Origin of the sequence: Sphingomicrobium astaxanthinifaciens (assembly GCF_022865105.1) — a bacterium.
Classification (GTDB): Bacteria; Pseudomonadota; Alphaproteobacteria; order Sphingomonadales; family Sphingomonadaceae; genus Sphingomicrobium; species Sphingomicrobium astaxanthinifaciens.
Genome location: NZ_JAKNYM010000001.1, coordinates 415,610 through 441,548 on the forward strand (window position 1 = coordinate 415,610; position 25,939 = coordinate 441,548).

The 25,939-nt window shown below is 67.6% G+C and carries 26 protein-coding genes and 1 tRNA gene; 10 read left to right on the forward strand and 17 right to left on the reverse strand.

Annotated elements, in window-relative coordinates:
* Nucleotides 1-76: 76 nt before the first annotated feature.
* Both L8951_RS02010 and cpdR read right to left on the reverse strand, forming a co-directional pair.
* Nucleotides 77-151: transfer RNA gene (locus L8951_RS02010), tRNA-Val, on the reverse strand.
* 142 nt (nt 152-293) lie between these two features.
* Nucleotides 294-671, reverse strand: coding sequence for a cell cycle two-component system response regulator CpdR (gene cpdR / locus L8951_RS02015; protein WP_244381333.1), 378 nt, complete (start codon nt 669-671; stop codon nt 294-296).
* A gap of 60 nt (nt 672-731) precedes the next feature.
* Between cpdR and L8951_RS02020 the strand changes: the two genes are divergently transcribed.
* Complete coding sequence (locus L8951_RS02020) at nt 732-1,607, forward strand: N-formylglutamate amidohydrolase (protein ID WP_244381334.1); 876 nt, start codon at nt 732-734, stop codon at nt 1,605-1,607.
* 80 nt (nt 1,608-1,687) lie between these two features.
* Here the strand turns inward: L8951_RS02020 and L8951_RS02025 are convergent, their stop codons facing one another.
* A complete protein-coding gene (locus tag L8951_RS02025) occupies nt 1,688-2,476 on the reverse strand; it encodes a SapC family protein (RefSeq protein WP_244381335.1) in 789 nt (262 codons plus the stop codon).
* Between the two features lie 196 nt (nt 2,477-2,672).
* Between L8951_RS02025 and L8951_RS02030 the strand changes: the two genes are divergently transcribed.
* Nucleotides 2,673-3,128 carry a hypothetical protein gene (locus L8951_RS02030; RefSeq protein WP_244381336.1) on the forward strand — a complete coding sequence of 152 codons (456 nt, stop codon included), beginning with the start codon at nt 2,673-2,675 and terminating at the stop codon, nt 3,126-3,128.
* Between the two features lie 114 nt (nt 3,129-3,242).
* Nucleotides 3,243-4,628 (forward strand): DEAD/DEAH box helicase, encoded by a 1,386-nt coding sequence (locus L8951_RS02035; protein WP_244381337.1) that lies wholly within the window; start codon nt 3,243-3,245, stop codon nt 4,626-4,628.
* Nucleotides 4,629-4,694: 66 nt separating this feature from the next.
* On the opposite strand, the gene L8951_RS02040 is transcribed toward L8951_RS02035, so the two are convergent.
* From L8951_RS02040 to L8951_RS02050, 3 genes are read right to left on the reverse strand one after another with little or no spacing between them, the layout of a single operon-like run.
* Nucleotides 4,695-6,170 carry an ArnT family glycosyltransferase gene (locus L8951_RS02040; protein WP_244381338.1) on the reverse strand — a complete coding sequence of 492 codons (1,476 nt, stop codon included), beginning with the start codon at nt 6,168-6,170 and terminating at the stop codon, nt 4,695-4,697.
* Between the two features lie 36 nt (nt 6,171-6,206).
* The gene (gene tgt, locus L8951_RS02045) at nt 6,207-7,337 is read right to left on the reverse strand and encodes a tRNA guanosine(34) transglycosylase Tgt (protein WP_244381339.1); all 1,131 of its coding nucleotides are present in this window, start codon (nt 7,335-7,337) and stop codon (nt 6,207-6,209) included.
* Nucleotides 7,338-7,373: 36 nt separating this feature from the next.
* On the reverse strand, nt 7,374-8,294 hold the full coding sequence (locus L8951_RS02050; protein WP_244381340.1) for a DUF481 domain-containing protein: 921 nt from the start codon (nt 8,292-8,294) through the stop codon (nt 7,374-7,376).
* A 107-nt stretch (nt 8,295-8,401) separates the two neighbouring features.
* On the opposite strand from L8951_RS02050, the gene lysM reads away from it, so the two are divergent.
* Entirely contained in the window at nt 8,402-8,857 is a 456-nt protein-coding gene (lysM, locus tag L8951_RS02055; protein WP_244381671.1) for a peptidoglycan-binding protein LysM, read from the forward strand.
* A 3-nt stretch (nt 8,858-8,860) separates the two neighbouring features.
* On the opposite strand, the gene queA is transcribed toward lysM, so the two are convergent.
* The 7 genes from queA to L8951_RS02090 all read right to left on the reverse strand — a co-directional run bounded on the left by queA (nt 8,861) and on the right by L8951_RS02090 (nt 14,126).
* A complete protein-coding gene (queA, locus tag L8951_RS02060; RefSeq protein ID WP_244381341.1) occupies nt 8,861-9,892 on the reverse strand; it encodes a tRNA preQ1(34) S-adenosylmethionine ribosyltransferase-isomerase QueA in 1,032 nt (343 codons plus the stop codon).
* On the reverse strand, nt 9,892-10,554 hold the full coding sequence (locus L8951_RS02065; protein ID WP_244381342.1) for a peptidylprolyl isomerase: 663 nt from the start codon (nt 10,552-10,554) through the stop codon (nt 9,892-9,894). Before L8951_RS02065 ends, queA begins: the two co-directional genes overlap by 1 nt.
* 91 nt (nt 10,555-10,645) lie before the next feature.
* The gene (coaD, locus tag L8951_RS02070) at nt 10,646-11,137 is read right to left on the reverse strand and encodes a pantetheine-phosphate adenylyltransferase (RefSeq protein WP_244381343.1); all 492 of its coding nucleotides are present in this window, start codon (nt 11,135-11,137) and stop codon (nt 10,646-10,648) included.
* A gap of 2 nt (nt 11,138-11,139) precedes the next feature.
* Nucleotides 11,140-12,042, reverse strand: a complete 903-nt coding sequence (locus tag L8951_RS02075) for a polyprenyl synthetase family protein (RefSeq protein WP_244381344.1) — start codon at nt 12,040-12,042, stop codon at nt 11,140-11,142.
* A gap of 4 nt (nt 12,043-12,046) precedes the next feature.
* Nucleotides 12,047-12,298: an exodeoxyribonuclease VII small subunit gene (locus tag L8951_RS02080; RefSeq protein WP_244381345.1), complete on the reverse strand. Its 252-nt coding sequence runs from the start codon at nt 12,296-12,298 to the stop codon at nt 12,047-12,049.
* Nucleotides 12,299-12,330: 32 nt separating this feature from the next.
* Nucleotides 12,331-13,041: a DUF1013 domain-containing protein gene (locus tag L8951_RS02085; RefSeq protein ID WP_244381346.1), complete on the reverse strand. Its 711-nt coding sequence runs from the start codon at nt 13,039-13,041 to the stop codon at nt 12,331-12,333.
* A gap of 95 nt (nt 13,042-13,136) precedes the next feature.
* The gene (locus L8951_RS02090; RefSeq protein WP_244381347.1) at nt 13,137-14,126 is read right to left on the reverse strand and encodes an NAD(P)H-quinone oxidoreductase; all 990 of its coding nucleotides are present in this window, start codon (nt 14,124-14,126) and stop codon (nt 13,137-13,139) included.
* A gap of 68 nt (nt 14,127-14,194) precedes the next feature.
* On the opposite strand from L8951_RS02090, the gene L8951_RS02095 reads away from it, so the two are divergent.
* From L8951_RS02095 to L8951_RS02110, 4 genes are all read left to right on the forward strand, one after another.
* Nucleotides 14,195-14,389, forward strand: a complete 195-nt coding sequence (locus tag L8951_RS02095; protein WP_244381348.1) for a DUF1192 domain-containing protein — start codon at nt 14,195-14,197, stop codon at nt 14,387-14,389.
* Between the two features lie 74 nt (nt 14,390-14,463).
* The gene (gene clpA / locus L8951_RS02100) at nt 14,464-16,833 is read left to right on the forward strand and encodes an ATP-dependent Clp protease ATP-binding subunit ClpA (RefSeq protein WP_244381349.1); all 2,370 of its coding nucleotides are present in this window, start codon (nt 14,464-14,466) and stop codon (nt 16,831-16,833) included.
* 78 nt (nt 16,834-16,911) lie between these two features.
* Entirely contained in the window at nt 16,912-18,564 is a 1,653-nt protein-coding gene (locus L8951_RS02105) for a M28 family peptidase (protein ID WP_244381350.1), read from the forward strand.
* Nucleotides 18,565-18,591: 27 nt separating this feature from the next.
* Nucleotides 18,592-19,221: a glutathione S-transferase family protein gene (locus L8951_RS02110; protein ID WP_244381351.1), complete on the forward strand. Its 630-nt coding sequence runs from the start codon at nt 18,592-18,594 to the stop codon at nt 19,219-19,221.
* An 85-nt stretch (nt 19,222-19,306) separates the two neighbouring features.
* Here the strand turns inward: L8951_RS02110 and L8951_RS02115 are convergent, their stop codons facing one another.
* Nucleotides 19,307-20,050 carry a Bax inhibitor-1/YccA family protein gene (locus L8951_RS02115; protein WP_244381352.1) on the reverse strand — a complete coding sequence of 248 codons (744 nt, stop codon included), beginning with the start codon at nt 20,048-20,050 and terminating at the stop codon, nt 19,307-19,309.
* A gap of 133 nt (nt 20,051-20,183) precedes the next feature.
* Between L8951_RS02115 and thpR the strand changes: the two genes are divergently transcribed.
* Both thpR and uvrA read left to right on the forward strand, forming a co-directional pair.
* Nucleotides 20,184-20,717: an RNA 2',3'-cyclic phosphodiesterase gene (gene thpR / locus L8951_RS02120; RefSeq protein WP_244381353.1), complete on the forward strand. Its 534-nt coding sequence runs from the start codon at nt 20,184-20,186 to the stop codon at nt 20,715-20,717.
* 102 nt (nt 20,718-20,819) lie between these two features.
* Complete coding sequence (uvrA, locus tag L8951_RS02125) at nt 20,820-23,756, forward strand: excinuclease ABC subunit UvrA (protein WP_244381354.1); 2,937 nt, start codon at nt 20,820-20,822, stop codon at nt 23,754-23,756.
* A gap of 54 nt (nt 23,757-23,810) precedes the next feature.
* On the opposite strand, the gene L8951_RS02130 is transcribed toward uvrA, so the two are convergent.
* The 3 genes from L8951_RS02130 to L8951_RS02145 form a co-directional block, all read right to left on the reverse strand.
* Nucleotides 23,811-24,389, reverse strand: coding sequence for a superoxide dismutase family protein (locus L8951_RS02130; protein WP_244381355.1), 579 nt, complete (start codon nt 24,387-24,389; stop codon nt 23,811-23,813).
* A 36-nt stretch (nt 24,390-24,425) separates the two neighbouring features.
* The gene (locus tag L8951_RS02135) at nt 24,426-24,899 is read right to left on the reverse strand and encodes an OmpA family protein (protein WP_244381356.1); all 474 of its coding nucleotides are present in this window, start codon (nt 24,897-24,899) and stop codon (nt 24,426-24,428) included.
* Nucleotides 24,900-25,020: 121 nt separating this feature from the next.
* Nucleotides 25,021-25,881, reverse strand: coding sequence for an outer membrane protein (locus tag L8951_RS02145; RefSeq protein ID WP_265535907.1), 861 nt, complete (start codon nt 25,879-25,881; stop codon nt 25,021-25,023).
* Between the last annotated feature and the right edge of the window lie 58 nt (nt 25,882-25,939).

Genomic DNA, 25,939 nt, shown 5'->3' on the forward strand with positions numbered 1-25,939 from the left:
CAGTCGCGCGCAATGCGAAAAGGCGGCCCGACCGAAGCCGGAGCCGCCTTTTTGATGCCCCTAGCGGGGAAGGTCATGGTGGGCGTGGCAAGGATTGAACTTGCGACCCCTACGATGTCAACATAGTGCTCTACCACTGAGCTACACGCCCATGACGGAGGCGGCATTTAGGAAAGGATCGCCGCCTTGCCAACCCCCTTTTTCGACAAAATGCCGGTTCGCCCCCGACCCGCGCCACAACCGCGCGGCGGCAGCCGTCCCGCGGGCCGCCATCGGCGCATCGCCCGCGCCGCTCAGAGGCGGCCGTGCTGGTCCTCGGTCTGGAACATGCGATCCACCTCGGCGACGAGATCCTTGAGGTGGAAGGGCTTGGACAATAGCTTCGCCTCGGGCGCGGTCCGCCCCGCCTGCAGCGCCACCGCGGCAAAGCCGGTGATGAACATCACCCGGATCTCAGTGTCGAGCGCGCTCGCTTTCTGCGCCAGCTCGATTCCGTCCATCTCGGGCATGACGATGTCGGTCAGCAGGAGGTCGAAGCGCCCCGCCTCGAGCAAGGGCAGCGCCTTGGTGCCGCAATCGACCGCGACCACCTCATAGCCCACGCGCTCGAGGGCGCGGGCGAGATATTCGCGCATCGACGTATCGTCTTCGGCTAGCAGGATCCTCGACATGCATCCTATATGCGCGCGCCGGGCCCGATTTGCTAGTCGTTAACGATCTTCGCGACGCGAGTGTCGCAAAGTGGTACGCCCGATCGCACGATGCTGCCCGAGCCCCCCCTGCCCGCCCCGCTGGTGATCGCCCCGCGCCGCGACAGCCCGCTGGTGCTGTCGGTGCCGCACTCGGGCCGCGACTGTCCCGACTGGCTGGCGCGGCTGGCCGACGGGGGGCGGGCGGCGGTGCTGGCGCTCGCCGACCCCTATGTCGACCGGCTGGTGGCCGGGCTGGTCGAGGCCGGGCACGGCGCGGTAGTGGCGCGCGCGCCGCGCGCCGCGCTCGACCTCAACCGCGCCCCGGGCGAGCGGGTCCCCGCGCTGCACCCGGGCGCGCCGCCGCCGCCACCGGGCAGCAAGGCCGCCAACGGGCTCGGCATCGTGATCGCGCGGGGGCCGGGCGGGCGGGCGCTGTGGCGCGCGCCGCTCGCCCCCGAGGCGCTTGAGCAACGGCTGGCGAGCGGCTGGACCCCTTATTACGCGGCGCTCGGCGCGATGCTCGCGCAGGTCCGCGCGCGGCACGGGATCGCGGTGCTCCTCGACTGTCACTCGATGCCGCCGCGCCAGCGCGGCCTGCAGCGCGTGGTGCTGGGGGATCGCGACGGGACCAGCGCGGCCCCCTTCCTCGTCGATGCCGCGCGCCGCGCGGTCGCGGGCGCGGGGCTCGAGGCGGGCATCAACCACCCCTATGCGGGCGGCGAGATCGCGCGCCGCCACGGGCGGCCCGCGCACGGGATCCACGCGCTCCAGCTCGAGGTCGACCGGTCGCTCTATCTCGACCGCGCGCTGCGGCGCCCGGGACCGGGGATGGCGCGCGCGCGGCGGCTGATCGAACGCGTTGTCGCCGCGCTCGAGGGCGCGCTGCGCGAACGCGCGGCGCGGGCGGCCGAATGAAAAAGGGCCCCGCTTCCGCAAGGGAGCGAGGCCCGTTTCCTCTCGGCCCTGCTACCGGACGGTAGCGGGCGGCAGCGACGTTACGCCTTCTTGCCTTCGAGTTCCTCGACCGTGACCGGCCCCTTGCCGGCGCGAACCTGGCGCGCGAACACGTCGCGGATCTGGCCCAGCGAGAAGAGGTGCGCGACGATGATCGGCAGCATGCCGCTCTGGTTCATCTTGCGCAGCTGGTCGCCCTTGAGCTCGCGGAACTTCTTTTCATCGACCATGCGGAAACCACGGTAGAGATAGGGCTTTTCCATGCCGTCGGGCTGGATCGCCACTTCGCCGTCCATCATCAGGTCGAGCTTCTTGAGCTCGTCGACGAACACGCCGGTGCGCTGCGCCGAGGTCTCGAACTGCTCGCAGAACTTGAGGATGTCCTGCGTGCGCTGCGAGGGCTGGTCGCCGTCGAACAGCGGGTCGCCGTCCTTTTCGTCGAACACGTCGGAGGTCGGGTCGACGACCAGCGACAGCTCGTCCGAATCCTTCTTGAGCCGCGCGAGCATGAAGGGATAGCGGCGCAGGTAGGCGGGCAGGTAGACGCTCTTGTCGAGCAGGTTGCCCTCGGCGTCGAAGAAGGCGTTGGCGCCCTCGTTGAGCCCCATCAGCGCGATCGGCAGCATGTTGTCGCCGGTGGTGAAGACGATCGGGAAATGGCGCTGGAGCAGCGGGATTTCCTCGACCGTCACCGGGACGGCGTGGATCTTCGCGGCGAACGGCATCTTGTCGAAGCTCTTCATCTTGAGCTTGCCGTGCTTTTCCTTGGTGATGGGTTCGAGGTCGTTGTACATGACCGGCAGAACACCCTTGGGCGCTTCACTCGCCATTTTGCGTAATCTCCTGGAAGTGTTGATCGGCGGCCCCCGGCCAATGCCCCGGCCCGCCTGCGATAGACATCGACCCGCCATCTAGGGGGAAACGGCGCGCGGCGCAAGCAGCCCGCGCGCGCCCGAGGGGCCAAGAAATTCATTTACGGTTCAATCGCCAAGTGGCAATCGCCCTCGTCGAGATGAGAGCAAGCGAATGATCCTGACGGCGCTGGGCGCGCTGATGCTGGCGGCAGCCGAACAGCCGACGCGCGCGATGCGCGCGGCGCCCGATCCGGCGCCGCAGGTGCGGCGCATGGTCATCCGCAACCAGCTCGTCATCCGCGTCCCGATCCGCCCCAAGCGCTCCGAGCCGCAGCGATTCTCGATCGAGCGCGGGCCGCGCTGCTTCAACAGCACGCGGATCGCGGGCGCGAGGCTGGCCGGCCCGCGCAGCATCGACTTCCTGCTTGCCGACCAGAGCCGGATCCGGGTCGAGATGGACGACCGCTGCCCCAGCCTCGACTTCTACGGCGGCTTCTACGTCCAGCCCGACGACGACCGCCTGTGCGCGCGGCGCGACGTGATCCGCACGCGGATGGGGGGCTCGTGCCGGATCGAGAGCTTCCAGCGGCTGCGCCCGATGCAGGGCGAGGACACGGACACCCCCTAGCCCGTTTTCGGACGGCCTGCCCGGTCGCCATTCTTGACCTTTGCCGGATTTACGGGCAAGTCGCGCCAGCGGGTCCAACCCCGCGTCTTGCTTTGATTTTTTCCGGATATTTCCATGGGTTTTGCCGCACTCGGCCTTTCTGAAGAACTTCTGCGCGCTGTCGAGGACAGCGGCTATACCGAACCCACGCCGATCCAGGCCAAGGCGATCCCGCCGACGCTGATGGGCAAGGACCTGATCGGGATCGCCCAGACGGGGACCGGCAAGACCGCCAGCTTCGTGCTGCCGATGATCGATATCCTCGCGCAGGGACGCTCCCGGGCGCGGATGCCGCGCAGCCTGATCCTCGCGCCGACCCGCGAACTGGCGCAGCAGGTGTCGGAGAATTTCGAGAAATACGGCAAGTATCACAATCTCTCGATGGTGCTGCTCATCGGCGGGGTGCAGATGGGCGACCAGGTCAAGGCGCTCGATGGCGGGGTCGACGTGCTGATCGCCACCCCGGGCCGGCTGCTCGACCTGTTCGAGCGCGGCAAGATCCTGCTCACCGCCTGCGACCTGCTGGTCATCGACGAGGCCGACCGCATGCTCGACATGGGGTTCATCCCCGATATCGAGAGCATCTGCCTGAAGCTGCCCAAGCAACGCCAGACCCTGTTGTTCTCGGCGACCATGCCGCCGCCGATCAAGAAGCTCGCCGATCGCTTCCTGACCGATCCCAAGACGGTCGAGGTGGCGCGCGCGGCGACCACCAACAAGAATATCGAACAGGTGGTGGTGCCGGTGACCCCGCGCGACAAGCGCGCCGCGCTGCGCGAGATCCTGCGCCTGCCCAAGACCGAGACGGCGATCGTCTTTTGCAACCGCAAGACCACGGTGCGCGAGCTGGCGACCAGCCTCAAGCGCTCGAAGTTCAACGTCGGACAGATCCAGGGCGACATGGACCAGGCTAACCGCATCGCCGAGCTCGATCGTTTCAAGGCGGGCGAGATCAACGTGCTGGTGGCGAGCGACGTCGCCGCGCGCGGGCTCGACGTCAAGGGCGTCTCGACGGTCGTCAACTATGACGTCCCCTTCCATCCCGACGACTATGTCCACCGGATCGGCCGGACCGGTCGCGCGGGGGCCACGGGGACGGCCTATACGCTGGTCACCCCGGCTGACGAAGAGCTGATCGACATGATCGAGAAGCTGACCCAGCACAAGATCAAGCGAGTCGGCGGATCGGCCGCGGCGGCCAAGGCCCAGGCGACTTCGCAGAAAGAGCCGGCGCGGGACAAGGCGCCCTCGAAGGACGAGCAAGCGCCCAGCAAGCCGCGCCGCAAGGCGGCGGAAAAGGACGCGCCGAAGAAGGAACGCGCACCCCGGCGTGAAGCGAAAAAGGCGAAGGACGAGGACGAGGGCGAGCCCCCGGCCCCGTCGACCAGCGTCGTGCCGACCTACAACAACGACTGGAACGGGCCGCTGCCCGACTTCCTGCACGTCGGTACCAAGGGCTAGCCGCCCCGCGGGTCAGCGCTCGCCGTCGGCGGCGCGGTCGAAGGCGCCGCGGCGGGGCGGCGAACGCTACCTGCTGGCCTCGGCATATTCGAAAAGGCACAGCCTTGCCCGGCTCGTGGGCCCTTGCGCGGCGCTGTCGACGACGCGCCCGGTGGGGCCACCCCCCGGGGCATTGCCGATCGCCTCTTCGCAAGGCCCGCCGGTTAGCGCTATCAGCAGGGGACGCCCCGCGCCCCGGTCCGGAAGTGCCTCGGCGCCAGCGACGAAGGTCAGGTAGCTGCGCGCGCCGGGAAGGATCTCTATGCGGCCCCCATGGTCGGCGATCCAGCGCGCGGCCTTGCGCTCCCCCTCATGGCTGTTGGGATAGACGGCCAGGACCGACAGGCCGATGATGAGCTGGAACCCCACCAGCCCCAGCGCCAGCGACGAGCGGCGCCCGTCGGGCCGCGCCGCGACGAGCGCGCCCAGCGCCAGTGCCGCCAAGGCGCCGGCGGGCAGGAACATGCGCGCCTTGGGGTCGATCGCCAGCCCCCAGGTGAGCAGGACGACCAGTAACGCCACGCCGAGCGCGGCGCGCTTGAGGATCGTGCGCGAGGGCCCGGGCAGCGTGCGGCGCAGCAGGATCGCTCCCAGCGCCGCCGCGAGGAGCAGCGTTCCCAGCCGCGGGCCGAGGAGGACATTGATCCAGCCATCGACGGGCCAGAACAGCGCGATCCCCATCTCGCGGCGCCATGCGGCGATATAGGCGGGGTTGAACAGCGGCGACTGGCTGGTGTCGAAGCCGGCGGGCAGTTCGGCTGAGGGAATGCCGGTGTGCGACAGCGCCAGCGCCTGCCGGTAGAAGGGATCGCCGGTCGCGGCGGCATAGACCGCCATCTCGCCCAGCAGGACCACGGCCAGCCCGGCGATGGCCCACAATAGCGGCCTGCGGCGGTCGGGATCGAGGAACAGCCAGGTCAGCGCGCTGGCGGCGAGGAAGAGGATCGAGGTGCTGCGGGTGGCGAAGGCGAGTCCCGCGAAGAGCCCGCCGACGAAGGCCGCGCGCGCCGCGCCCGTGCGATAGGCGATGGTCGCCGCCAGCAGCGCGAGCAGCTGGAAGGCGAGCTCGGTGACATTGGGGTTCGGTGTCAGCGCATAAGCAGTGACGACGGGGGTGGCGGCAATGGCGACGAGCGCGGTGACCCCGGCGCGCCAGCCGAACCAGCGAGTCCCGAGCGAGCCCATCGCGAAAAGCAGGAGCCCCCACGACAGGCTCGCCCCCACGGCGACGGCCGCGCGGCTGTCGCCCAGGAGGGCGAGCGCGGTGGCGACGGGGGCGATGACCGGCCAGCGGCTCCACCAGTGATCGGCGGGCAGGCAGGGGCCGCTCGCCTCGACCCAGCAGCGCGCGGCGGCGAGATACTGCTCGTCATCCGCCCCGCCGCCGACATAGCCGACGGGATTGAGCCACAGGCAGCCGAGCGCGAACAGCGCCGCGAGTCCAAGGGCGAGGCGTGCTTTTCCCGCCTCGTCGGCAGGCACCGGGACGGTTTCCATCTTCATCGCGCCCGATCTGGCCCGAAGATGGTGAAAGCCGCGTTAAGACGCGCGCGCGCGGTAGCGGGCGAGCGCGGCGTCGGCATGCGCCTCGAACCGCCCTTCGGCGATCGCCTCGCGCATGGCCCGCATCCAGTCCTGGTAGAAATGCAGATTGTGCCCGGTCATCAGCTGCGCGCCGAGGATCTCGCCCGAGCGGACGAGGTGGTGGACATAGGCGCGGCTGAAGTCGGTGCAGGTCGGGCAGCCGCATTCGGCGTCGAGCGGCGCCTCGTCCTCGGCGAACCTGGCGTTGCGAATGTTGATCGGCCCGTCGCGGGTGAAGGCTTGGCCCGTGCGCCCCGAGCGGCTGGGCAGGACGCAGTCGAACATGTCGATGCCGCGGCGCACCGCCTCGATCAGGTCGTCGGGCTTGCCGACCCCCATCAGGTAGCGCGGCTTGTCGTGCGGCAGCATGGGGGCGGCGAAATCGAGCGTGGCGCACATCTTCTCGTGTCCCTCGCCCACCGCGAGCCCGCCGACCGCATAGCCGTCGAAGCCGATCTCGAGCAGCTTGTCGGTCGAGACGCGGCGCAGGTCCTCGAACATCGAGCCCTGCTGGATTCCGAACAGCGCCGCGCGCGAGGCATGTTCCTCGCCGCTGTCGAAGCCGTCGCGGCTGCGCTTGGCCCAGCGCATCGACATGAGCATCGATTTCTCCGCGACCTCGTGGGTGGCGGGATATGGCGTGCATTCGTCGAAGGCCATGACGATGTCGGAGCCCAGCTTGCGCTGGATCGCCATCGATTGCTCGGGGGTGATCATGTGCCGCGAGCCGTCGAGGTGCGACTTGAAGGCGACGCCCTCCTCGGTGATCTTGCGAAGGTCGCCAAGGCTCATGACCTGGTAGCCGCCGCTGTCGGTGAGGATCGGCTTGTCCCAGTTCATGAACTTATGAAGCCCGCCGAGGCGCTCCATCCGGTCGGCGCCGGGACGGAGCATCAGGTGGTAGGTGTTGCCGAGCAGGATGTCGGCGCCGGTGGCGGCGACTTCGTGCGGGCGCATCGCCTTGACCGTGGCGGCGGTACCGACGGGCATGAAGGCAGGGGTCTGGATGACCCCGCGCCGCATGCTGATCGCGCCGCGCCGGGCGGCCCCGTCGGTCGCGGAAATTTTTAAGGAAAAGCGAGACATGGCCGCGCCCTTAGCGGGAAGGGACACGCATTTCCACTATTCGAAATCGTAGACGAGAGTGATGCGGCTCAAGGTGTCGGTGGCCGGGCGGTCGGCGGGCGGGTCGCTCTCATGATCGACGCGAAAGGCGAGCCGCGCGAGGAGGTTGCCGCCGAGATCGGCCTCGAGCCCGGTTTCGCTGCGGTAGCTGTTGCCGCCTGCCTGGACATAAGCGTCGGCGTCCTGGGTCAGCGCGAGGCGGCCGTTCAATTGCCAGGCGAGCGTGGTGGCGGCGAGCCCGGCGAGGCGCGATGTATCCTCGCGGTCGAGCCAGTCGGTGCGGCGCCAGGCGGGCCCCGCCTTGACCGACCATTGCAGCGTGTCGCGATCGAACAGCCGATAGCCCGCGCCGCCCGAGAGCGAGAGGCGATTGTCGATGCCCTGCGTGCGATCGCGTTCGCCCTCGACGAGGCCATAGGTGAAGAGGCGGTCGGTGACGTCATATTGCGGCTCGTAGCCCGCGAGCAGCTGCTCGCGCGTGGTGTCGCCATCGGAGCGGCGCCAGTCGACATGGACGCGAAAGGCGTGGCGCCAGTCGATGCCGGTGCGCTCGAGCCCGAGCCCGGCGGACAGCCCGCTCTCCTCGCTCGACCCGGTGGCGTAATAGCCCCCCAGTTCGCCGCGCCCCGACCAGTGGTCGAACAGGCCGGCGGCGCGCAGGTCGTCGGTGCGCTTGGCGGCCTTGGCGGCGGTCACCTCGACAAGGCGGGCGCGCGCTTGGGTTTCGAGGCTCGCGATCGCCGCGGCCTCGCCCGGATAGGCGGCGCGGGCGAGGTCGAGAACGGTGTCGAGTTTCTGTGCGTCACCGCTGTCGGCGGCCTGTTCGACCAGCTGCGCGACCCCCTCGGGCGGGGCGGCGGCGAGCGGCGTGGCAGGAGCGAGGCCCGCGGCGGCGAGCGCGACGAAACGGCAGGTCATGATGGTCCCCTTCGCCGGTCTCCTAGCAGGGGCGCTTCGGCGCGTCACCCGGAACGGCGGCGCGCGCGCCCTGTTTTCCTTGCAGTACCAAGAAGAGGAGCGTGACCATGGGACTGTTCGACATTTTCAAGAAAGACAGCGGCAAGGAACTGTTCGACGAAGCCTCCGATGCCGAGGTGAAGGCCGAGAGCATTCGCCGCGAGATCGATCGCATGGGGCTCGAGGGCGACATCAAGGTCCGGGTCGAGGGCGACAAGGTGAAGATCTCGGGCAAGGTGCCCGACCAGGCGACCAAGGAAAAGCTGATGGCGATCGCGGGCAACACCAAGCATATCGCCCGGGTCGACGATGACGGGCTCGCGGCGACGCGCGGCGGGACCGCCGCCAAGTGGCACCGGGTCGAGAGCGGCGACACGCTCTCGGGCATCGCCAAGGAGCATTATGGCGATCCCAACGCCTACCACCGCATCTTCGAGGCCAACAAGCCGATGCTCGAGGACCCCGACAAGATCTATCCGGGACAGGTGCTGCGCATCCCGCAGGAAGAGGGCGCGGTCGCCTGAGGCCTAGCGCTTGGGCAGCAGCAGCGAGCTGTCGCCATAGCTGTAGAACCGATAGCCGCCTGCGATCGCATGGTCGTAGGCGGCTTTCATCGTATCCAATCCCATCAGCGCGCTGACCAGCATGAAGAGGGTCGAGCGCGGCAGATGGAAGTTGGTCATCAGCCCGCCGACCGCGCGAAAGCGATAGCCGGGGGTGATGAAGATGTCGGTGTCGGCGGCGAAGGGATGGATGACGCCCTCTTCGTCGGCGGCGCTTTCGAGCAACCGCAGCGCGGTGGTGCCGACGGCGATGAGGCGCCCGCCGTTTGCGCGCACCGCGTTGAGCCGCGCGGCGGTGTCGGCATCGATGCGGCCGAATTCGGCGTGCATCCGATGATCGTCGGTGTCCTCGACCTTGACCGGCAGGAAGGTGCCCGCGCCGACGTGCAGCGTGAGCGTCTCGCGCTGGATGCCGGCGGCATCGATCCTGTCTATAAGGCGCTCGGTGAAGTGGAGCGAGGCGGTGGGCGCGGCGACCGCGCCCTCCTCGCGCGCGAACATCGTCTGGTAGTCCTCGGCATCGGCCTCGTCGATCCCGCGCTTGGAGGCGATATAGGGCGGCAGCGGCATGGTGCCCGCGCGCGTCAGCAGCAGCTCGACCGGTTCCTCGCCCTCGAAGCTGAGGAGGATGCTGCCGTCCTCGGCGCGATCGGCGGCGATGGCGCTGACGCCCGCGCCGAAATCGATGCGGTCGCCCTCGCGCACGCGCTTGGCGTTGCGGATGAAGGCGCGCCAGTCGCGCGGCCCCTCGCGCTTGTGCAGGGTGGCGCCGACCTTGGCGTCGCCGCGCCGGCCCTCGAGCTGCGCGGGGATGACCTTGGTGTCGTTGAAGACGAGGCAATCCTCGGGGTCCAGCAGGTCGGGCAGGTCGAGGACCTTCCGGTCGCTGATGGCCTCACCCTCGACCAGCAACATCCGCGCCGCGTCGCGCGGGCGCACGGGGCGCAGCGCGATGCGGTCCTGCGGCAGTTCGAAATCGAAGGCGTCGACCTTCATCAGCCCTCGGGCAGCTCGTCGGCCCGGCTGGCCGCTTCCTTGGTCGCGGGGGCGGCGGGGACCGGACCGCCGATGCGCGCGCTGACGATCCGCGTCGGCGCGACCGGCGGCTCGCCCGGGGCGATCGTGTCGACGGTGTTCATGCCCCGCTTGACGCGGCCGACCACGGTATATTTCTCGTCGAGCGCGAAATTGGGCGAAAGCATGATGAAGAACTGGCTGTTGGCGCTGTTCTCGTCCTCCGAGCGCGCCATCGCGAACACGCCGCGCAGGTGCGGCAGGGTCGAGAATTCGGCGGGCAGGTCGGGCAGGTCGGAGCCCCCGGTGCCGTTACCGAGCGGGTCGCCGCCCTGCGCCATGAACCCGGGAATCACGCGGTGGAACACCTGCCCGTCGTAGAACCCCTCGGCGGCGAGCGTCTGGATACGATGGACGTGCAGCGGCGCCGCATCGGGGCGCAGCTGGACATCGATGATGCCGCCATTGTCGAGCGTGAAGGTGAGCGTGTTCGCGGGATCGCTGGCGATCGCCTCAGGCACCCGGCCGTGGCTGAGCTCGGGCACATAACCTTGGATCTTCGAGCGGTCCTGCGCCAACGCCGGGCTCGCCAGCAGCGACAGGGCGGCAAGGCCGACGCAAACATTACCAAGGCTTTTGAACATCTTATCAATTCCTCCCCAAGGGCCGTTCGCTGTCTAGCGAGCGCGATGAAATTTTGAAAGACCCGTTAGCGGCGCGCAGGTGAACCCGCGCTTAGCGGCGCCCCTCGCCCGCCACCTTCGCGGCGACGCGGGTCGCGACCTCGGGGGTGACGAACTTGTCGATCGGGCCGCCGTAGCGGGCGATTTCCTTGACCAGCCGCGAGGCGATCGGCTGCAAGGAGACGTCGGCCATCAGAAAGACGGTCTCGATCTCGTCATTGAGCTGCTGGTTCATCCCCGCCATCTGATACTCATATTCGAAATCGGCGACCGCGCGCAGCCCGCGCAGGATCACCGAGGCGCCCTGCTCGGCGGCAAAATCCATCAGCAGCGCGTCGAAGGTCACGACGCTGGCGCCGGCGATGTCGGAGATGGCCTGCTCGACCATGGCGACGCGCTCGTCGAGGTCGAACATCGGGCTCTTGGCGGGGTTGGTGGTGACGCCGATGACGAGCCGGTCGACCAGCCGCGCGCCGCGCTTGATGATGTCGAGATGCCCGAGCGTGATCGGGTCGAAGGTGCCGGGATAGACGCCGATGCGCATGACTAACGATCCCTTTCGACGGCGAAGCGGGCGATCGCGCGCAGGAGGCCGGCCTCCTCGCCATGGTGGGCGAGATGCTCGATCGCCTGGTTGGCGAGCACCTGCGCCTGTTCGCGCGCGCGGTCCTCGCCCATCAGGCTGACGAAGGTGGCCTTGCCCGCCTCCTCGTCCTTATGCAGCCGCTTGCCCGCCTTGGCCTCGTCACCCCCGACGTCGAGCAGGTCGTCGGCGATCTGGAAGGCGAGCCCGACGTTGCGCGCATAGCCGCGATAGGGGGTGCGTTCGCCCTCGAGCCGCCCGCCCAGGATGCACGCGGCCTCGATGCAATATTCGATCAGCGCGCCGGTCTTCAATTGCTGGAGCCGGGTGATGTCGTCGAGGTCGAGGTCGCCCGCCTTCTCGGCCTCGAGGTCCATCACCTGCCCGCCCGCCATGCCCGCGGGTCCCGCCGCGCGCGCGAGTTCGGCGATGAGGTCGCAGCGGACCTTGGCATCGGGGTGGGTCGCCTCGTCGGCGAGGATGGCGAAGGCGAGGTCGTGGAGGCTGTCGCCCGCGAGCACCGCGATGGCCTCGTCATAGGCCTTGTGCAGCGTCGGCTTGCCGCGCCGCAGGTCGTCATCGTCCATGCACGGCAAGTCGTCGTGGACCAGCGAATAGACGTGGATCGCCTCGATCGCCGCGCCGACGCGCAACGCGCGCTTCTCGTCGACCCCGAACAAACGCGCGGCGGCGCGCACCAGCAGCGGGCGCATCCGCTTGCCGCCGTCGATCGCGGCGTGGCGCATCGCGGCGTAGAGCGGGTCGCGGCTGTCGCCGGGTCGCACGAGCAACTGGTCGAAGATCGCGTCGATCGCGGCGGCGGTGTGATGCGCTTCCTCGCCGAGGCTGGAGGGGGATTGAGACATCGGCTCAGCCGGCATCGAAGGGTTCGGTCCCCGCCGGCTGGCCGGCCGCGCCGCCAGTGATCTTCTCGATCCGCACGCGGGCATCGTCGAGCCGCGCCTCGCAATGTTTCTTCAGCGCCTCGCCGCGCTGGAACAGCGCGATCGAGGCGTCGAGCTGTTCCTCGCCGCTTTCGAGCTTGCGGACGATCGTCTCGAGCTCCTCGAGGGCTTCTTCGAAGGCCATGTCGGCCACCGGCTTGTGTTCGGCGTCGGTCATGGACGCGACCATGGCGGTTCGAGCGCCCGCGATCAATGCTTGAACGGGTCCTTGATGCCGGGAACGATCTCGGGGCGGTCGTCTTCGGCCTCGCCGCTCTGCGCCTTCAGCGCGGCCTCGGCATCGGCGGCGGCCTGTTCGCGCTCCTTGCGCAGTTGCTCGATCAGCGCCTCGCGATCGTGCGACAGCGTCGGATCGGCGGCCGCCTCGGCGGTCCCCGCTTCCTTCTGCGCCTTGGCCACCGCGGCATCGAGCTCGCGCTGGGTGGTCAGCCCGAGCGTGACCGGGTCCTTGGGCTGGATGTTGGCCATGTTCCAGTGGGTGCGATCGCGGATGTTCGAGATGGTGTTGCGGGTGGTGCCGATGAGCTTGGAGATCTGGCCGTCGCTCACCTCGGGGTGGTTCTTGATGATCCACGCGATGCCGTCGGGCTTGTCCTGCCGCTTGGACACGGGCGTGTAGCGCGGCCCCTTGGTGCGGGTCATCGGGTCGGGCGCCTTGTGCATCTTGAGGTCGTAATTCTCGTCGGCCTGGCCCTTCTCGATCTCCTCGTGGGTCAGTTCGCCCGCGCGCACCGGGTCGCGCCCCGTCAGCTTGGTCGAGGCGGTCTCGTCGGCGATCGCCTGCACCTCGAGCGCGTGGAGCCCGCAGAAATCGGCGATCTGGCGGAAGCTCAGCGAGGTGTTCTCGACCAGCCAGCTGGCGGTCGCGCTGGGCATCAGGGGCTTGGGCTGTTCGGCCATGGTCGGCTTCCTCTTAAAATAGAAAGGGCCGCCCCTTTTCGGAGCGGCCGGTTATGTCGGGCAGCGATTTACGCCTTTTGGGCGCGCGGTTCAAGTCACGGCGTGAGCGTGATCTTGCCGACGTGCTGGCCCGCCGCCATCCGCGCATGCGCGGCCCCGACCTCGGCAAGCGCGAAATTCCGGTCCATCACGGGACGAAGCCGCCCGCCCTCGACAAACGGCCAGGCGGTGCCGCGCAATTCGTCGGCGACCATCGTCTTGAAGCGCAGCGAGCGCGCGCGCAACGTCGAGCCAGTCAGCGTCAGGCGACGCCGCATGACCTGGACGATCGGCAGCGACGCCTCGGCGCCGCGCTGGAAGGCGATCGAGACGTGGCGCCCCTCCTCGGCCATGCAGGCGAGGTTGCGCGGCACATAGTCGCCGCCGACCATGTCGAGCACGATGTCGACCCCGCATCCCTCGGTGATGTCCTTGACGCGGTCGACGAAATCCTCGGTCCGGTAGTTGATCGCGGCGTGCGCGCCGATATCGAGCGCGGCCTCCACCTTCTCTTCCGACCCGCAGGTGACGATGATGGTGATCCCGTAGAGACGGCACAGCCTGATCGCCATCGTGCCGATCCCGCTCGTGCCCCCGTGGACGAGGACGAGATCGCCCTCGGCCGCGAAGCCGCGCTCGAACAGGTTGATCCAGACGGTGAACAGCGTCTCGGGCAGCGCCGCCGCCTCCTCCAGCCCGAGCCGCTCGGGCACCGGCAGCGCGGTGCCCTCGGGGAGCAGGCAATAGTCGGCATAAGCGCCGCCAGCGACCAAGCCGCAGACCCGCGTGCCGACCGGCGTCTCGCACCCCGCGCCGCGCGCGACCACTTCGCCCGCCAGCTCGAGCCCGAGCACGTCGCTCGCGCCCTCGGGGGGCGGATAGACCCCCTTGACCTGGAGCAGGTCGGGCCGGTTGACCCCCGCGGCGGCGACCTTGACCAGCAACTCGCCGCGCCCGGGTCGGGGCAGCGGGCGCTCGACCAGTTCCAGCTGGCCCGGCTCGGGGCTTACCACGCAACGCATCGTCTCGGGCAGGTCACTCGCCATCGTCACACCCCCAAAATGGCCTGAGTCGCCTTATTGACAGCGCGGACGCGGGGGTCAACGCTAGGCTGATGGACGATGAAGACGATTTCCAGCCGGGTGAGCCGATCGTCGAGCTGGCGCGCGAGGATCTCGACCCCCTGAGCGTCGAGGAGCTCGATGCCCGGATCCGCCGCCTCGAGGCCGAGATCGAGCGCGTCAAGGCGCACAAGGCGGGCAAGACCGGCCACATGTCGGCCGCCGACGCGCTGTTCGCGAAGCGATGATGCCGCCGTGCGCGCCCCGCCCTTGAACCCCCTCCCCCACGTCCCGATGTTGGTCGGGTAAGGAGAAGAATTTCATGCCCAGTTTCGCCCGCGAACTCGAACAGACGCTGCACAACGCACTGGGCGAGGCGAGCAAGCGTCGCCACGAATATGCCACGCTCGAGCACCTGCTCATCGCGCTCATCGACGACAATCACGCCGCGCAGGTGATGACCGCCTGCGGGGTCGAGCGCGACGAACTGCGCGCGACGGTCAAGCAGTATCTCGACGCCGAGCTGGGCGCGCTCGTCTCCGACAGCGCGACCGACCCCAACCCCACGAGCGGGTTCCAGCGGGTGGTGCAGCGCGCCATCCTCCACGTCCAGTCGTCGGGCCGTGACGAGGTCACCGGGGCCAACCTGCTCGTCGCGCTATTCTCCGAGCGCGAGAGCTACGCCGTCTATTTCCTTCAGCAGCAGGACATGAGCCGGCTCGATGCGGTGACCTATATCAGCCACGGTGTCGGCAAGGGCGAACCCTCGGGCGGGGCCGAGCCCGACAGCGAGGGCGAGGACAACACCCCCGAGACCAAGGCCGCGGGCGACAAGAAGGAAAGCGCGCTCCAGCAGTTCACCGTCGATCTCAACCAGAAGGCGCGCGATGGCAAGATCGACCAGCTGATCGGGCGCGGCGACGAGGTCGACCGCACGATCCAGATCCTGTGCCGGCGCTCGAAGAACAACCCGCTCTATGTCGGCGATCCCGGCGTGGGCAAGACCGCGATCGCCGAGGGGCTCGCGCGCAAGATCATCGAGGGCGACGTGCCCGAGGTTTTGAAGGAAGCGACCATCTACGCGCTCGACATGGGGGCGCTGCTCGCGGGGACCCGCTATCGCGGCGATTTCGAGGAACGCCTCAAGCAGGTCGTCAACGAACTCGAGAAGCTGCCCCACGCGGTCCTGTTCATCGACGAGATCCACACCGTGATCGGCGCCGGCGCGACGAGCGGCGGGGCGATGGACGCCTCCAACCTGTTGAAGCCCGCGCTGTCGTCGGGCGCGATCCGCTGCATCGGCTCGACCACCTACAAGGAATTCCGCAACCATTTCGAGAAGGATCGCGCGCTGCTGCGGCGCTTCCAGAAGATCGACGTCAACGAGCCCTCGGTCGACGAGACGATCCAGATCCTGATGGGGTTGCGCTCCAATTTCGAGGAGCATCACAAGGTCAAGTACACCCCCGACGCGATTAAGTCGGCGGTCGAATTGTCGAACCGCTACATCAACGATCGCAAGCTGCCCGACAAGGCGATCGACGTGGTCGACGAGGTCGGCGCGATGCAGATGCTTAAGACGCCCTCGAAGCGCAAGAAGACGATCAACGTCGCCGATATCGAGGCGGTGGTGGCGACGATGGCGCGCATCCCCCCCAAGAGCGTGTCGAGCGACGACAAGCGCGTGCTCGAGAATCTCGAGCAGGACCTCAAGCGCGTGGTCTTCGGGCAGGATCTCGCGATCGAGAAGCTGTCGAGCGCGATCAAGCTCAGCCGCGCGGGGCTGCGCGATCCCGACAAGCCGATCGGCAACTACCTCTTCAGCGGCCCCACCGGGGTCGGCAAGACCGAGGTGGCACGCCAGCTGTCGAGCATCCTGGGCATCCCGCTGCAGCGGTTCGACATGTCAGAATATATGGAACGCCACGCGGTCAGCCGCCTGATCGGCGCGCCCCCGGGCTATGTCGGCTACGACCAGGGCGGGCTGCTCACCGACGCGGTCGACCAGAACCCGCACAGCGTGCTGCTTCTGGACGAGATCGAGAAGGCGCATCCCGATTTGTTCAACATCCTCCTCCAGGTAATGGACAACGGCAAGCTCACCGATCACCACGGCAAGACGGTCGATTTCCGCAACACGATCCTGATCATGACCACCAATGCCGGGGCTGCCGACATGGCCAAGGAATCGATCGGCTTCGGTAACCTCAGCCGCGAGGACGCGCAGGACGAGGCGGTGAAGAAGATGTTCACCCCCGAATTTCGCAACCGCCTCGATGCGGTGGTGCCCTTCGGCTACCTGCCGCCCGCGGTAGTGGCGCGCGTGGTCGACAAGTTCATCCTCCAGCTCGAGATGCAGCTCGAGGATCGCGGGGTCACCATCGAACTCGACAAGGGTGCGCGCGAGTGGCTCACCGAGAAGGGCTATGACAAGCTCTACGGGGCGCGCCCGATGGCGCGGCTTATCCAGGAGAAGATCAAGCAGCCGCTCGCCGAGGAACTGTTGTTCGGCAAGCTCGTCGATGGCGGCGAGGTGAAGGTCCACATCAAGGAGGGCGCGCCCGCCTTCGAGATCGTCCCCTCCCCGCCCAAGCCCAAGAAGAAGGCGCCCGCCAAGAAGAAGGCCACGGCCAAGAAGGCGCCATCGAAGAAGCCCGCCGACAAGAGCGAGGGCGACAAGCCCGAGGGCTGATCGCCCACGCTTCGCCTTCCCAAATCGCGGCGACGGGCTATGGTCGGGTCACACCATCAGATCGGAGTGACCCGACCCATGACCCGTTTGCTTCTCGGCGCCTCGGCGCTGGCCCTCCTCTCCAGCCCCGCGCTGGCCCATGACCCCGACTTCTCGGCCGAGCGGCTGTCGACCCATGTCCGCACCCTGTCGGACGACTGGTTCGAGGGCCGCGCGCCGGGCACCCCGGGCGAGGACAAGACGGTCGCCTATCTGACGGGGGCCTTTGCCACCGCAGGGCTCGAGCCGGGCGGCGACCTTCGCGCCGACGGCACCCGCAAGTGGACGCAGGACGTCGTGCTGGCACGCTCGACCATGGTCGATGAGCCGCTGCTGGCGATGACGATCGGCGGCGAACGGGTCGAGCTGGCGCAAAACGAGGACCTCGCGGTGCGCGCGCCGATCAACGGCGATGCGCATGTCGAGCTGCAAGACATCGAACTGGTGTTCGTGGGCTACGGCACCCATGCGCCCGAACGCGGCTGGTCCGACTACAAGGACCAGGACCTTGCGGGCAAGGTGCTCGTCATGCTCGTCAATGACCCCGATTTCGAGGGCGGCGAGGGCGATTTCGGCGGCAAGGAAATGACCTATTACGGCCGCTGGACCTATAAATATGAAGAAGCCGCGCGGCGCGGCGCGGCGGGGGTGCTGGTGATCCACGACGAAGCCCCCGCGAGCTACCCGTGGGGGGTCGTCGCCAACGGCAACGACCAGACCTTCGACATCGTCCGCGAGGACCCGAAGGCGGCGCATTCGGGGCTGCAGGGCTGGATGCACCTCGACCTCGCCGAGCGGCTCTTCGCCGCGGCGGGCTCGAGCTATGCGGCGGCCAAGGCGGCGGCGCAGCGCAAGGATTTCGCGCCGATGCCGATGGGCGCGACGATCGACGCCACGCTGCTGGCGCGGCAGGAGCGGATCGCGGCCAAGAACGTGGTCGGCATCCTGCCGGGCCGCGAGCGCCCCGACGAATATGTCATCTATACCGCGCACCACGACCATCTCGGGCTCGTCGAGGACCCCGCCGAGCACGGCGATGCGGTCTATAATGGCGCGCTCGACAATGCGACCGGCACCGCCGCGCTGATCGAACAGGCGCGCGCCTTCGCCGACAAGGGCGGCGCCGAGCGCAGCCTCGTCTTCCTCGCCGTGGGCGCCGAGGAAAAGGGGCTGCTGGGCTCCAAATATTATGCCGCCAACCCGCTCTACCCGCTCGAGAAGACGGTCGGGGTCATCAACACCGACAGCCTCGGGGTGTTCGGCCCGGCGAGCGATTTTTCGATCAGCGGGACCGCGCGGCTCGGGCTGCTCGACCTCCTGATCGAGAAGGGCAGCGCGCTTGGGCGCAGCTTCGCGCCCGACCCGCGTCCCGAGGCGGGAGGCTTCTTCCGCTCCGACCATTTCGCCTTCGCGCAGGTCGGCGTGCCCGCGGTGAGCTTCCGCTCGGGCCAGCAGCTGACCGAGGGCGGCGCCGAGCGCGCGAGCGAGCTGGCGCGCGAATATGTCGCCAACCACTATCACCAGGCGAGCGATGAATGGTCGCCCGACTGGCGCTTCGATGGCATCGTCGCCGACCTCACCCTCCTTCACCGCGTCGGCGAAGCGCTCGCCGGGGGCGCGATGTGGCCCAACTGGGCGGAGGGGAGCGAATTCAAGGCGCTGCGCGATGCCAGCGCGGACCAGCGCGACTGAACAGCGCGCCTAGCCGGGAGACCCTCCATGACCCTCCTTTTCTATACCAACCCGAAGAGCCGCGGGCAGATCGCGCGCTGGGCGCTGCACGAGGTCGGTGCCGACTATGAGCAGCGGATCGTGGCCTATGGCGAGGAGATGAAGGGGGCGTATCAACGCACGGTCAACCCAATGGGCAAGGTCCCGGCGATCGACCATGACGGGCAGGTCGTCACCGAATGCGCGGCGATCTGCCACTATCTTGCGGAGACGCACCCGCAGGCCGGGCTCCTGCCCACCGCGCAGGAACGGGCCGCCTATTTTCGCTGGCTGTTCTTTGCCGCCGGCCCGCTCGAGCAGGCGGTGACCAACCGCTCGATGGGCTATGCGCCGCCCGAGGACCCGTCCAAGCAGGGCATGCTCGGCTATGGCGACTTCGAGCTGACGATGGACGTGCTCGAGGGCTGGCTCGCCGCGCACGACCATGTGTGCGGCGAGCGCTTCACCATGGCCGACGTCTATCTCGGCAGCCACGTGGCCTGGGGGCTGCAGTTCGGCACCATGCCCGAACGCGAGGCCTTCCGGGACTATGCCGACCGGCTGACCGCGCGCGCCGCCTGGAAGGAAGCGAAGGCGATCGACCTTGAACTGATCGAGCAGTCGCCGACCCCCGGCTGACCGGGCGGCGGCGCCGCGAGATACGCCCAAAAAAAATGGCCCGGCGCGTCGCGCCGGGCCATCGTTCGTTCCGGGATCGGAAATCCTATTCCTGGCTGCCCATGAAGCTGAGCAGGAACTGGAACATGTTGATGAAGTCGAGATACAGGTTGAGCGCACCCATGATGATCGCGCGCTGCATGAGATTGGCGTCGCGCGCGACATAATTGTAGATGCTCTTGATCTTCTGCGTGTCGTAGGCCGTGAGGCCGGCGAAGATCAGGACACCGATCGCGCTGATCGCGAGGCTCATCGCCCCCGACTGGAAGACGAAGGCGTTGAGCAGCATGGCGACCAGCAGCCCGACGACCCCCATGATGAGGAAGGTGCCCCAGCCGCTGAGGTCCTTCTTGGTGGTATAACCCCACAGCGACAGCCCCGCGAAGGCAGCGGTTACCGCGAAGAAGGTCTGCGCGATCGAGATGCCGGTGTAGCGCAGGAAGATGGTGCTCATCGACAGCCCCATCAGCGTGGCGAAACCCCAGAACATCAGTTGGAGCGTGCCGGTCGACATGCGGTTCTGCCCGAAGCTCATCGCGAAGATGATGGCGAGCGGGGAGAGGATGATGACCCAAGGCAGGATCCCCCCACCCATGAACACGCTCGCCGCCATGCCGGAGCTGTAGAACAGCATCGCCACGATGCCGGTCAGCAGGACGCCCGAGGCCATGTAATTGTACACGCTGAGCATATACTTGCGCAGCCCCGCGTCGCGCGCGGCGCGCGGAACGCTCGTTGTCGCGGCGGGGTCGAACCCCATGCGCGTGCGCTCGTCGAACTGGTTTGCCATTCTTTCTCCTCTCCGCCTTCCCTTAAGAAGGCTGAACATGTCGAACTCGTGCGGTGAATATCGTGGGTGAGCGCGCCGATTTCAAGCAAAAGCGGTCGCGCCGCGCCTCGGTTCTCGACTAGGGGAGGAAAGCATGCACCGCCTGTTCGTCGCCCTGCCCCTGCCCGACACGCTGGTCGAGGCACTCGCCCCGGCGATGGAGGGCGGTCCCGAGGGATTGCGCTGGGTCCCCGAAGACCATCTCCACTGCACGCTGCGTTTCATCGGCGAGGTCGAGCGGCCGCTCGCCGAGATGGCCGCCGGGGCGCTGGTCGATATCGTCGCGGCGCCGCTCGAGGTGCGGGTCGAGGGAGTGGGGGTGTTCGATCACCGGCGGCACGGCGCGCTCTGGGCCCGGCTGGTGCCCAAGGCCCCGCTCAAGGCGCTGCACGAGAAAGTGGACCGGGCGCTGCAGCACTGTGGCCTGCCGCCCGAACGCCGCGCCTACCTTCCCCATGTCACGCTGGCGCGCTGGTCGGGCGGGGCGCTCGACCCGCGCGGCTGGACCGAGCGCTGGGCGGGGCTCGCCAGCCCCGCCGTGCGGCTCGAACGGTTCGTCCTGTTCGAAAGCCAGCTCGGGCGGCATGGCCCCACCTATCACGAAGTCGCGAGCGTGCGGCTCGGCTGACCCCTTGCCCGGACCGGCAAGGGAACCCACATCGGGGCTTGGCCCGTTGGCCCCTATAGGCTAGCAATCACGCCGGAACAAAACGAGAATATCGAGGACCCGATGGCGCTCACCAATATCAGCGTGCGCGGCGCGCGCGAACATAATCTGAAGGGGGTGAACGTCGACATCCCGCGCGAGAGCCTGACGGTCATCACCGGGCTGTCGGGCTCGGGCAAGTCGAGCCTGGCCTTCGACACCATCTATGCCGAGGGGCAGCGCCGTTACGTGGAATCGCTGTCCGCTTATGCCCGGCAGTTCCTCGAGATGATGCAGAAGCCTGACGTCGAGCATATCGACGGGCTCAGCCCCGCCATCTCGATCGAGCAGAAGACGACCAGCCGCAACCCCCGCTCGACCGTCGCCACGGTCACCGAGATCTACGATTACATGCGGCTGCTGTGGGCGCGCGTCGGGGTGCCCTATTCGCCCGCCACCGGCTTGCCGATCGAGGCGCAGCAGGTCAGCCAGATGGTCGACCGGACGATGCGCCTGCCCGAAAAGTCGCGGCACATCCTGCTCGCGCCCGTGGTGCGAGGGCGCAAGGGCGAATTCAAGAAGGAGCTGGCCGAATGGCAGAAGGCGGGCTTTACCCGGGTCCGCATCGACGGCGAGGTCTATCCGATCGAGGAGGCCCCCACGCTCGACAAGAAATACAAGCATGATATCGAGATCGTCGTCGACCGCATCGTCATCAAGCCGGGCATCGAGGCGCGGCTTGCCGACAGCTTCGAGACCGCGCTCGAACTGGCTGACGGGCTCGCCTATCTCGACCCCGTTGATGCCCCCGATGAGGCGACCGAGACGACGGCCAAGTCGGGCATGAAGCTCGACCATGGCGTGCCCGGACGGATCGTCTTCTCGCAGCGCTTTGCCTGCCCGGTCTCGGGGTTCACGATCAGCGAGATCGAACCCCGCCTCTTCAGCTTCAACGCGCCGCAGGGCGCCTGTCCGGCGTGTGACGGGCTCGGTGAGATGATGGAATTCGACGAGGATCTCGTCGTGCCCAACCACGGATTGTCGCTCAAGAAGGGAGCGGTGGTGCCGTGGGCCAAGTCGCAGCCGCCCTCGCCCTACTACATGCAGGTGCTCGGCAGCCTCGCGCGCGCCTTCGGGTTCGACCTCGAGACGCCCTGGGCGGACCTGTCCGACGAGGCAAAGACGGTGATCCTGCGCGGGACGCGGGGCCGTCCTGTCACGTTGCGTTTTGTCGATGGCAAGAAGAGCTACGAGGTCAAGAAGCCCTTCGAAGGCGTGATCGGCAACCTCGAGCGCCGCCTGCGCACCACCGAAAGCGCGTGGATGCGCGAGGAACTGACCAAATATCAGGCCGCGCATGCGTGCGAAACGTGCGGCGGCGCGCGGCTCAAACCCGAAGCCCTCAGCGTCAAGATCGCTGGCGAGGACATTTCCATGTCGGCGCGCCGGTCGGTCGCCGACGCGGTGGAATGGTTCGGTTCGGTTGAAGACAGCCTGACCGAGCAGCAGCGCCAAATCGCCGCCCCGATCCTCAAGGAGATCAACGAACGCCTCGGCTTCCTCCACAATGTCGGGCTCGACTATCTCAACCTCAACCGGACCTCGGGGACGCTCTCGGGCGGCGAGAGCCAACGGATTCGCCTGGCCAGTCAGATCGGTTCGGGTCTGTCGGGGGTGCTCTACGTCCTAGACGAGCCGTCGATCGGCCTGCACCAGCGGGACAATGACCGGCTGCTGGAAACGCTGAAGCGGCTGCGCGAGCTCGGCAACACGGTGCTCGTGGTCGAACATGACGAGGACGCCATCCGCACCGCCGACCATGTCATCGACATGGGGCCTGGAGCGGGGGTCCGCGGCGGCGAGGTCGTGTGCGCCGGGACCCTCGAGGAAATCATGGCCTGCGAGGAGAGCCTCACCGCGGATTATCTGTCGGGCCGCCGCGAGATCGCGGTGCCGGCCAAGCGGCGCAAGGGCAATGGCAAGAAGCTCACCTTGAAGGGAGCGCGCGCGAACAACCTCAAGGACGTCACCGCCTCGATCCCGCTCGGCACCTTCACCTGCATCACCGGCGTGTCGGGATCGGGCAAGTCGAGCTTCACCATCGACACGCTCTATGCCGCTTCGGCGCGTGCGCTGAACGGCGCCCGCATCCTATCGGGCAAGCACGATCGTCTCGATGGGCTCGAACATCTCGACAAGGTGATCGATATCGATCAGTCGCCGATCGGGCGCACGCCCCGCTCGAACCCGGCGACCTACACCGGCGCCTTCACCCAGATCCGCGACTGGTTTGCCGGGCTGCCCGAAGCCAAGGCGCGCGGCTACAAGCCCGGGCGCTTCAGTTTCAACGTCAAGGGCGGGCGCTGCGAGGCCTGCAAGGGCGACGGGCTGCTCAAGATCGAGATGCACTTCCTGCCCGACGTCTATGTCACCTGCGACGTCTGTCACGGGCAGCGCTACAATCGCGAGACGCTCGAAGTCACCTTCAAGGGCAAGTCGATCGCGGACGTCCTCGACATGACGGTCGAAGACGCGGTCGACTTTTTCAAGGCGGTGCCGTCGATCCGCGACAAGATGGAAATGCTCCAGAGGGTCGGGTTGGGGTATGTGAAGGTTGGCCAGCAGGCGACCACCCTGTCCGGCGGGGAAGCCCAGCGCGTCAAGCTCGCCAAGGAACTGTCGCGCCGCGCCACCGGACGCACCCTGTACATCCTGGACGAACCGACCACCGGGTTGCACTTCGAAGACGTGCGCAAGCTGCTCGAAGTGCTCCATGCGCTCGTAGAGCAGGGAAACACCGTCGTGGTCATCGAGCATAATCTCGACGTCATCAAGACCGCCGACTATATCCTCGACCTCGGCCCCGGAGGCGGTGTCAACGGGGGAACGATCGTCGCGCAGGGGACGCCCGAGAAGGTCGCCAAGACGCCCCAGAGCTATACTGGCCATTATCTCGCGCCGCTGCTCGGGTCGCGCAAGCGCGCGACCGGCGTGTCGGCGGCGATGGCTACAGCGGACTGATATTGGCCGGCGGTTGCGCCGGTGCTTGCGATCGGACCGCGCGCGCGTTGCCGGCTAGTCGGCCGGCTGGCGCGGCGCGGCGAGGACGGCGCAGGCCACCCGGGCACCGGCAGCACCAGACGGATCGGTGCGATAATCGTCGGCGCCGGCATGAACGACGAGGGCGGTCCCGTCTTGATCCGCGAGCGTCGGCGCCTCGCCCGAAATCGTGGCTTCGCGAACAAGGTAATCGCTGCGCCCAGTGCCGCCTTCATCGATTTCCATGTTCGCGAGATCACCGAGGTGCGAGCCCATCGGATTATCCCGTCCGTGCTGCGCGCCAGACGGGTTCCAATGGCCTCCCGCCGATGCAAATTCGGGTCCCTCGCATACGCCCGTCTCGTGCAGATGGACCGCGTGCATACCGGGTTCGAGCCCTGCGGCTTCGACCGTGACCGTAATGCCGTTGGCATCCTCGCGGACGCTGACCGTGCCGACACTCGTAGCTGCAGGCGCTAGCAAATCTGCGCTGAAAGGCTGGGCCACCGCGGACGGCTCGACCGCTGTCTCGCCTGTATCGCCGGCGTCGCTGCCCGCCTCACCGCAGGACGAGAGCATGAGGCCGGCGCCAACCAGCAACGGAGAATATTTCATCTCAAATTCCTTTCGCGCGATCAACGACGGCGTCGCCTAGTCGATCCGATCGAAGAGGATTTCCACCCGACGGTTCTGCGCCTCACGGACTCCGTCGGCAGTTTCAACGAGAGGGTCTTCCTCGCCACCCGCTTTCTCGAGGATGATGGAGCCCGATGGCACTCCGCGCGCCGCAAGTTGCGCGCGCACGAGCGTTGCGCGCTCCTGGGCGATCCGCTTGTTCACCCCGGCAGGACCGGATCGATCGCTGAAACCACGCAATACCAAGCGATAGGGCACTTCCTGCGAGTTGAGCACCGCCACGACCTGATCGAGGATGGCGGCGCCGTCGCGATCGATCACCGACCCGCCCCAACGGAAGAAGACCATGTAAGGGCCGGGTGCCGGATCGGGCTCGAGACAACGCTCGGGCGTTTCGACGATCCGGTCGTCGGCGCATCGCACCGGCTCATTGGCAGCCGTGACATTCTGAGCGGCCAGCGCCGCTCCCACCATCAGCGTCGCGATCATGCCTCACTCCTCTTCCGACATGTCGGCAGACTAAGAGCGAAGCCGACGCGCTGGCAATGCAAAAAAGGGAGCCCGCGAACACGCAGGCTCCCTTCTGTTGGTCGGCCGAGCCGACTAGCGCTTAACCGCGTTCCGGTTCGGGCGGCGGCGGCGGCGGCGGCGGCGGCGGCGGCGGCGGCGGGCATTCCTCGGTCGCCAGGATCACCGTCCCGTCCGGGCACGTCACCGTCGCGGGCGGCGGCGGCGGCGGAGGCGGGGGCGGAGGCGGCGGAGGCGGAGACGGCGGCGGCGCGAAATTGTAGATCAGGCTCGCCAGGAGGCTGTGAGACTGAAGCTTGCCATCGCTGAGCGAGGCATCCGCAAAAGGCGCGGCAACCGAAGGCGCATAGTCGATGTCGCCGGTGGAAAAGTAGCGATACTTGAGCCCGACATCGATTGCATTGCTGAGCGGCGCGCGAACTCCGGCCAGGACTTGCCATGCCCAGGTGCTGTCGTTCTCGCTGAAGCTGGTGAGGCCCGAAAGATCGAGGTCATGATTGACGCTCGCGATCCCCAGACCGCCACCGACGAAACCGCCGAGACCCTCGTCACCCCCGAAGTCGAGGAGGAGATTGGCCATCGCCGAATAGACCGACACTTCGCCGGGATCGGCGAAGGTCGCATCGAGCGCGGCGATCGTGGTCGCCTCGACATCGCTCTTCTTGTAGCCGACCTCGACCTCGGCGCGCACGGCACCGAAATCATAGCCGGCGATGAAGTCGACATCGAAACCCGAACCGTAGTCGTTGTCGACCGCATCCTCGAGCGCGATCACGTCCGGCGAAGCCGGATCGCTGTTGTCGGTAATCCCGAGGTCGAGCTTGAGATCCTCGACCTTCATCACGCCGCCTTCGATGCCGACATACCATGCCTTGTCGCGCGCAAGCGCCGGCGTGGCCAGCATCGAAGAAGCGAGCACCATCGAAATGGCTAGCTTCCGCATTGTAGGTGTCCCCTTTCAGATACGCATTTCTCTGTGAAAACGCGTCTGCACATTAGGA